Source organism: Methylovorus glucosotrophus, from assembly GCF_009858335.1.
GTDB lineage: Bacteria > Pseudomonadota > Gammaproteobacteria > Burkholderiales > Methylophilaceae > Methylovorus > Methylovorus glucosotrophus.
The window spans coordinates 572,639-579,323 of record NZ_VMSE01000002.1; the positions used below are offsets into that span (position 1 = coordinate 572,639).

The following is a 6,685-nucleotide window of genomic DNA, read 5'->3' on the forward strand; positions in this document are numbered from 1 at the left end:
TAAGTAATACCTATCGCTTTTTTCTCCACAAACATGCGGATTCATCGTAAAGTTTGGCTCGGTGCTGCCGAAGTATCTATAAGACAGGGTACGCATGCATGGGGATACGCAGTAATGCATGGTGGCAACGAAAAAATAAACAAAAATCGAGACGGAGTAGCTTGATATGACACCCTTGCGCGTTGGTATTGCAGGACTGGGCCGCATAGGCCGCGGTATTTTACGAGCGAACCACGCTACATTGGCCGAGGGGCGTTTCGATATCAAGGTCGTATGTGATGTGATGCCCATCGATCAGGTGGCTTATCTGCTCGCGCACGACACCACCTATGGCAAACCGCCATTTACCCTGGATTTTCAAGGCAACGATCTGATTCTTGGCGACAAGCGCATTCGTTACGAGCGTGTTGATCGCCGCCGCCGCCCCACCGAAGACAGCTTTGCCGCACTGCGTGAGTTTGATCTCGATGTCTTTATCGATGCGACCGGCACGGCATCCATTGCGGATTTGCGTGCCGTTATCGAGCGCAAGGTGGCGCGGAAAGTGGTGTGTACGGCCAATATCGCCGGCTGTGATATGAGCATGGTCTACGGCGTCAACCACGAACAGTATGATCCCCTGCAGCACGACATCATTGCCTCCAATACCTGTACTGGCAATGCGCTGGCGCCGGTGGCCTATGTGCTGCAAAAGCATATAGGCATTGAGTATGCCAGGGTCATTACCATACACCCGGCGCTGTCTGATCAGCGCGCACTGGACGGATATCACCCCACTTCGCATCTGGGCCGTGCCTGCGCGGCTTCCATTCTGCCAACCAGCACTAATGTCGCTGCTTCTACCGTATTGGCCTTGCCGGAGCTAGAAGGCAAGCTGGACTCCCTGTCATATCGCGTGCCGACTGAAATCGTGTCTATTATCGATATAACCGCGACGCTGACCCGCGACACCTCGCGCGATGAATGTATTGAGTTGTTTGAAAAATATGCCAGGGGCGATCTTAATGGCATTGTTCAATGTGATTACGGCGCCTGGGGACATCAGCGCGCCAGCATCGATTATCTAGGAACGGAGTTTTCCGCCATCCTGCAAATGCGGCATCTCACCGTGAGTCATGGGCGACAACTGGGCCTGACGCTGATGCATGACAATGAGGTGGCTTACTGTTGCCGCGTGCTGGATGTGCTGGGGGTAATAGATCGTGTAAAGGCGGCCAGCAAACTCAAGTTGGTGGAGCCCTTGCGCGCCTGAGGAAGTTTTTGCATAGACATCATGCCTTTATCTGAAAGCCGGACACCTTGTCCGGCTTTGTCATTCCTGCGTTTGGCGAAGCGCTTGCCAGTTGTAAGTTTGCTTGCTGAAAACCGGCTCGCACGCTAAAGTATTGCCACTTTTGATCATCCTTTGGAGCCTCACTGTGTGGGAAATTATTCTAGCGGCCGGCTGGCCGATTTGGCCGCTGATTATCGCTTCTATCATTGCTGTTGCGATTATTGTTGAGCGTTTGTGGGCATTGCGTGCCGAATTGATTGCACCTAGCAACCTGTTGCCGGAAGTGCAGCGTTGGCTGGGCCAGGGCGGTGTTAACAAGGAAACCTTGATCAAGTTGCAACAACATTCCCTGCTGGGGCAGATTTTCGCCAGTGCCCTGGCCAATGTCGATTCTTCTCGCGAAGTCATGAAAGAAGCGATTGAAGAGTCCGGCCGTGCCGTGGCGCACAAGCTGGAAAAATACCTCACCACACTGGGTACCATCGCCACTGTCAGCCCGCTGCTGGGTCTGCTGGGTACGGTGATCGGGATGGTCGAACTCTTCGGTGCCTTTACCGCGACTGGCCATGATGTGGCTCAGTTTGCCCGTGGTATTTCCGTCGCGCTGTATAACACGGCAGGTGGTATTGTCGTGGCGGTACCCGCGATGATTTTCTACCGCTATTTCCGCGGCAAGGTAGATGGCCTGATTGTGGAAATGGAACAGCAAGCCGTCAAGCTGGTGGAACTCATCCACGGCGAACGTAAATAAGCGAGCAAACACCATGAATTTTCAACGCGGAAAAAAGCACGAAGATCTGGAAATGAATCTGGTGCCGTTGATCGACGTGTTGCTGGTCATTATTATCTTTCTGGTCGTCAGCACGACGTTCTCGCGCGTGAGTGAGTTGCAGATCAACCTGCCTACTGCAGAGGCAACGCCGCCAGAACAAAAGCCGCTGATCGTGAATGTAGGTGTTGATGCCAGCGGGCATTATGTGGTGAATGACAAGCCGGTGAGCGATACCAGCGTGGCTGGTCTTGGCATCGCATTGCGGCAGGCCGTCGGTAACGGCAAGGAGCCAACCATTGTGATCAATGCCGATGCCAACAGCACCCACCAGTCTGTGGTGAATGTCATGGAAGCCGCGCGGCAGGAAAACTATACTCATATCAACTTTGCGACACAGGTAAAGTCTGGCTCCTGATTCTGACGCACGTTTACCTGTTCGGGTAACTCCACTATCCTGGTTTGCCCGCCATTTGGCGGGCAAACCTTTTAACAGTCCCTGAGATTTATGTCCAAAAAATCCTCCCGCCGAGCCCCGGTTGCTTCCGAGCATAACGCCAGAACCCTTTATCTGCGATTGCTCGGCTATACCCGTAAATTCTGGGTAGCCATGTCGCTCACCATTCTGGGCCTGGTCGTGCTGTCAGCGACGAATACCGGTTTTCTGGCAACCATCAAGATGGTGACGGATGAGGGCTTTGTCCAGCGCGACAGCACCAAGCTGGCATTGCTGCCTTTGATGCTGTTCGGGCTGCTGGCCTTGCGCGCGTTTGCCGGATTTGTCTCTGCATTTGGCATGCGCTGGGTCTCGCGCCGCGTGGTCGAAAGTTTGCGTCTGGATGCCTTCCGCCGTTTGATGGCATTCCCGGTCAGTTACTTTGATGCGAATTCAGCCGGGATGGTGACCTCCAAGCTGACCTACGATACCGAGCAGATTGCCAAGGCATCGACCAATGTGGCGGTGGCGGCGGTGCGGGATACCCTGACCATTATCGGCATGGTGGGCTACATGCTCTACCTCGACTGGAAGCTGACGATGATTTTCGTCATTGTGGTGCCATTGATGGTGTTTTACCTGAAGATCATGACGCCCAAGCTGCGACAGGCAAGCCGTGTGGTGCAGGAGTCCATGGGCGATTTGACGCAGGTGATTGAAGAGGCTGTGTCCGGTCAGCGTGTGGTCAAGATTTTTGGCGGTGCCGATTACGAGTTTCAGCGTTTTGCCAAAGTGGCCGGGCGCAACCGTTATACCCTGATCAAGATGGCGCGCCTGTCCAGCCTTAACAGTATGGTGATTGAGGTGCTGGCGGGCTTGGCGCTGGGGCTGGTGGTTTACTACGCCATTGGCAATTTTACCGCAGGCGAGTTTGCTGCCTTTATTGGCGCCTTGTTGATGCTGATCGCGCCTATTAAAAGCCTGACCGGCATGAATGAGGATATCCAGACCGGACTTGCGGCCGCGGAAAGTGTGTTTGCCTTGATTGATTCGCCGGTAGAGGTAGATACAGGCACGCGCGAAATTGGACGCGCGCGCGGCTTGATCGAGTTTCGTCATCTGGAATTGCATTACGAGAATGCCAAGCGCGCCGCCTTGAGTGATCTCAACTTCACGGTAAACCCCGGTGAAAAACTGGCCCTGGTGGGTCGTTCTGGTGGCGGCAAAACGTCGTTAGTGAATTTGCTGCCGCGCTTTTATGAATATCAGCAGGGCGAGTTGCTGCTGGATGGTCTGGATACCCGGCAGATGAGTTTGCATAATCTGCGGGCACAATTCTCACTGGTGAGCCAGGATGTCATTCTGTTCAACGACACCGTGTTCAATAATATTGCTTACGGTGTGTTGCGTAATGCGTCGGAGGCGGATGTCATCGCCGCAGCCAAGGCGGCGCATGCATGGGAGTTCATCCAGCAATTGCCCGAGGGCCTGCAAAGTGAGATTGGCGACCGCGGTGTTCGCCTGTCTGGCGGCCAGCGCCAGCGCCTCGCGATTGCCCGTGCGATTTTGAAGGATGCTCCGATTTTGCTGCTGGATGAAGCGACTTCCGCGCTCGATACCGAATCCGAACAACATGTGCAGGCAGCCCTGGACGAACTGATGCGCAATCGGACCACCATTGTGATTGCCCACCGTCTGTCCACTATTGAAAATGCAGACCGCATTCTGGTGATGGATCATGGCCGGATTGTCGAGAGCGGTAATCATCAATCCTTGCTGGCGCAGGATGGCTATTATGCCAAGCTGTATCAAAAGCAGTTTCACTAAGTTGTACTGTGTAAGCGAGGCCTGAGCCCGATGAAGGCGAAATTGGCTACCTTTATCCAGCAACAATGGACACGTACCGGCGTCTGGCATCTGCTGCTGATTCCTTTATCTTGGCTTTTTGCTGCTTTAAGCAGTCTCCGGCGCCTAGCCTATCAATATAGCCTTCTCCCTTCATTTCGCCTGCCCGTGCCCGTGATCGTGGTCGGCAACATCAGTGTGGGCGGGACAGGAAAAACGCCCCTCGTCATCTGGCTGGTCAAGCAATTGCAAACAGCGGGTTTTCATCCTTTGATTGTAAGCCGCGGCTATGCCGCCTACGCCGATCTTGTAGATATCAGGCAGGTCCAGCCTGGCAGTGATCCGGCGATTGTGGGAGATGAGCCGCTGCTGATGGCGCAACGCACGCAGGTCCCCGTCTGGATTGGACGCGAGCGTGCCAAAGTGGCACAGGCTGCGCTGGCGAATTCTCCGGAGTGCAATGTGATCGTAAGTGATGATGGCCTGCAGCATTATGCATTGCAGCGCGATATTGAAATTGCGGTGGTGGATGCCGCCCGCCTGTTTGGCAATCGTCGATTATTGCCGGCCGGCCCGTTGCGCGAGCCGGTGGCGCGCTTGTCCGAGGTGGATGCCGTGGTAATGAACGGTGCCAATGGCGATGAGGCTGGCTTTTATATGCAACTGGTAAGCCATCAACTGTATAACCTCAAATCACCTGCATCTACATGTGCGCTAAAGGTGTTTGAAGGTCAGGCTGTTCACGCTGTGGCCGGTATCGGCAATCCCCAGCGTTTTTTTACTCAATTGAAAAGCGCCGGACTTGAAGTGATTGAGCACCCGTTTCCGGATCATCATGGCTTTGAGGCTTCGCAGCTGGCATTTGATGATGATGTTCCCGTCATCATGACCGAGAAAGATGCCGTGAAGTGTGCCGTCTTTGCGCAACCCAACTGGTGGGTGATGCCTGTTGAAGCCGAGCTTTCGCCTGCATTTCTGCCACATGTTCTCAGTAAATTAGGAGTTTGATATGGATGCAAAATTACTCGACATCCTGGTGTGCCCCGTATGCAAGGGCCCTCTGGTATTTAAAAAAGAAGCACAAGAGCTTGTTTGCAAGCCTTGCCGTCTGGCCTATCCCATACGTGATGGCATTCCCGTCATGCTGGAGGAAGAAGCACGGCGCTTGGCGGACGCGGAAGAAGTCTGAACATGAAATTCAATGTCGTCATCCCCGCACGGTATGCCAGCTCTCGTCTGCCCGCCAAGCCTTTGCTCGACATCGCCGGCAAGCCGATGGTGATCTGGGTTGTTGAGCGCGCCCTGCAGAGTGGCGCTGAGCAGGTGATTGTGGCGACGGATCATGCCGATATCCTGCAAGCGGTAGAGTCTTATGGATATCAGGCCATCATGACGAGAGAGGATCACCCCTCCGGAACCGATCGTATTGCGGAGGTGGCGGCACATTTTGGATGGAGTGATGACACGATAGTCGTCAACGTGCAAGGCGATGAGCCGCTGATCGATCCGCTATTGATTAAAGAAGTCGCGATTAACCTGCGCGATCATCCAGAAGCAGCCATGGCAACGGCATGTCATGCCATTCATGATCGTGAGCAGATATTCAATCCCAATGTCGTCAAAGTGGTGACCGATAAGGATGGGCACGCGCTTTATTTCAGCCGCGCTCCTATTCCTTATGCTCGCGATGCTTTCCAGAGCGAGTCTTCACCAGATGACATAGTGGCATACCGGCATATAGGTATCTATGCATATAAGGTGAGTTTCCTTAATGCATATAGTCTTCTTGAAGCTTGTTCCCTGGAGAAAACTGAAATGCTAGAGCAGCTAAGGGCGCTTTGGCATGGCTATAAGATCAGTGTTGCCGAGACTGCGCATGCTCCCGCTGCCGGGGTAGATACCCCGGCAGATCTGGTCAGAGTCCGGATGATGTTGAAAGACGCGGCGGCTGGCTAAAAAATCCCTAAAACCGCGTATTGGGCAAAGAGCAATTGATCTCCTTGATTATTAAGGAAATGGCATTTGGCGCCGCTTCAGGGGATGCGGGAGTTTAGTGGAAAACCTCAAAAGAGCGTTGACAGTGTCGTTTCTGCTTTGCTATAGTCTCACCTCTCGACGCAACGTACATAACGAAGCGACGAAGCGGACGCGGGGTGGAGCAGTCTGGCAGCTCGTCGGGCTCATAACCCGAAGGTCACAGGTTCAAATCCTGTCCCCGCAACCAAATAAACGAGTCTGAATTTAGTTGTTGACGAAACGTTTAAGCGCTGTATAATGCGCACCTCTCAACGGAAACGTTGATGAGTGAAAGCGAAGTAAGAAGTACCTGCTCTTTAACAAACTGAACAATCGATAGGTGTGA

Annotated in this window: 7 protein-coding genes and 1 tRNA gene; all 8 read left to right on the forward strand. The window is 53.6% G+C overall.

The genetic code is table 11. The features are described 5' to 3' along the window. Window positions 1-166: 166 nt before the first annotated feature. The 8 genes from FNL37_RS13815 to FNL37_RS13850 all read left to right on the forward strand — a co-directional run bounded on the left by FNL37_RS13815 (window position 167) and on the right by FNL37_RS13850 (window position 6,547). The gene (locus FNL37_RS13815; protein ID WP_159356526.1) at window positions 167-1,252 is read left to right on the forward strand and encodes a type I glyceraldehyde-3-phosphate dehydrogenase; all 1,086 of its coding nucleotides are present in this window, start codon (window positions 167-169) and stop codon (window positions 1,250-1,252) included. A 166-nt stretch (window positions 1,253-1,418) separates the two neighbouring features. After that, a complete protein-coding gene (locus tag FNL37_RS13820) occupies window positions 1,419-2,024 on the forward strand; it encodes a MotA/TolQ/ExbB proton channel family protein (RefSeq protein WP_013441468.1) in 606 nt (201 codons plus the stop codon). A 13-nt stretch (window positions 2,025-2,037) separates the two neighbouring features. Further along, window positions 2,038-2,460: an ExbD/TolR family protein gene (locus FNL37_RS13825; RefSeq protein ID WP_015829500.1), complete on the forward strand. Its 423-nt coding sequence runs from the start codon at window positions 2,038-2,040 to the stop codon at window positions 2,458-2,460. Window positions 2,461-2,550: 90 nt separating this feature from the next. Next, window positions 2,551-4,305 (forward strand): lipid A export permease/ATP-binding protein MsbA, encoded by a 1,755-nt coding sequence (gene msbA / locus FNL37_RS13830; protein WP_159356527.1) that lies wholly within the window; start codon window positions 2,551-2,553, stop codon window positions 4,303-4,305. A gap of 30 nt (window positions 4,306-4,335) precedes the next feature. After that, complete coding sequence (gene lpxK, locus FNL37_RS13835; RefSeq protein ID WP_159356528.1) at window positions 4,336-5,331, forward strand: tetraacyldisaccharide 4'-kinase; 996 nt, start codon at window positions 4,336-4,338, stop codon at window positions 5,329-5,331. A 1-nt stretch (window position 5,332) separates the two neighbouring features. Next, a complete protein-coding gene (locus tag FNL37_RS13840; protein WP_159356529.1) occupies window positions 5,333-5,512 on the forward strand; it encodes a Trm112 family protein in 180 nt (59 codons plus the stop codon). Between the two features lie 2 nt (window positions 5,513-5,514). Beyond that, a complete protein-coding gene (kdsB, locus tag FNL37_RS13845) occupies window positions 5,515-6,279 on the forward strand; it encodes a 3-deoxy-manno-octulosonate cytidylyltransferase (RefSeq protein WP_244948308.1) in 765 nt (254 codons plus the stop codon). A gap of 191 nt (window positions 6,280-6,470) precedes the next feature. Continuing rightward, window positions 6,471-6,547 (forward strand) — tRNA-Met (locus FNL37_RS13850). Window positions 6,548-6,685: the final 138 nt, after the last annotated feature.

Coding starts and splice junctions, on each gene's coding strand:
- FNL37_RS13815 (WP_159356526.1), top strand. CDS start 167: ATGACACCCTTGCGCGTTGGTATTGCAGGACTGGGCCGCATAGGCCGC.
- FNL37_RS13825 (WP_015829500.1), top strand. CDS start 2,038: ATGAATTTTCAACGCGGAAAAAAGCACGAAGATCTGGAAATGAATCTG.
- msbA (WP_159356527.1), top strand. CDS start 2,551: ATGTCCAAAAAATCCTCCCGCCGAGCCCCGGTTGCTTCCGAGCATAAC.
- lpxK (WP_159356528.1), top strand. CDS start 4,336: ATGAAGGCGAAATTGGCTACCTTTATCCAGCAACAATGGACACGTACC.
- FNL37_RS13840 (WP_159356529.1), top strand. CDS start 5,333: ATGGATGCAAAATTACTCGACATCCTGGTGTGCCCCGTATGCAAGGGC.
- kdsB (WP_244948308.1), top strand. CDS start 5,515: ATGAAATTCAATGTCGTCATCCCCGCACGGTATGCCAGCTCTCGTCTG.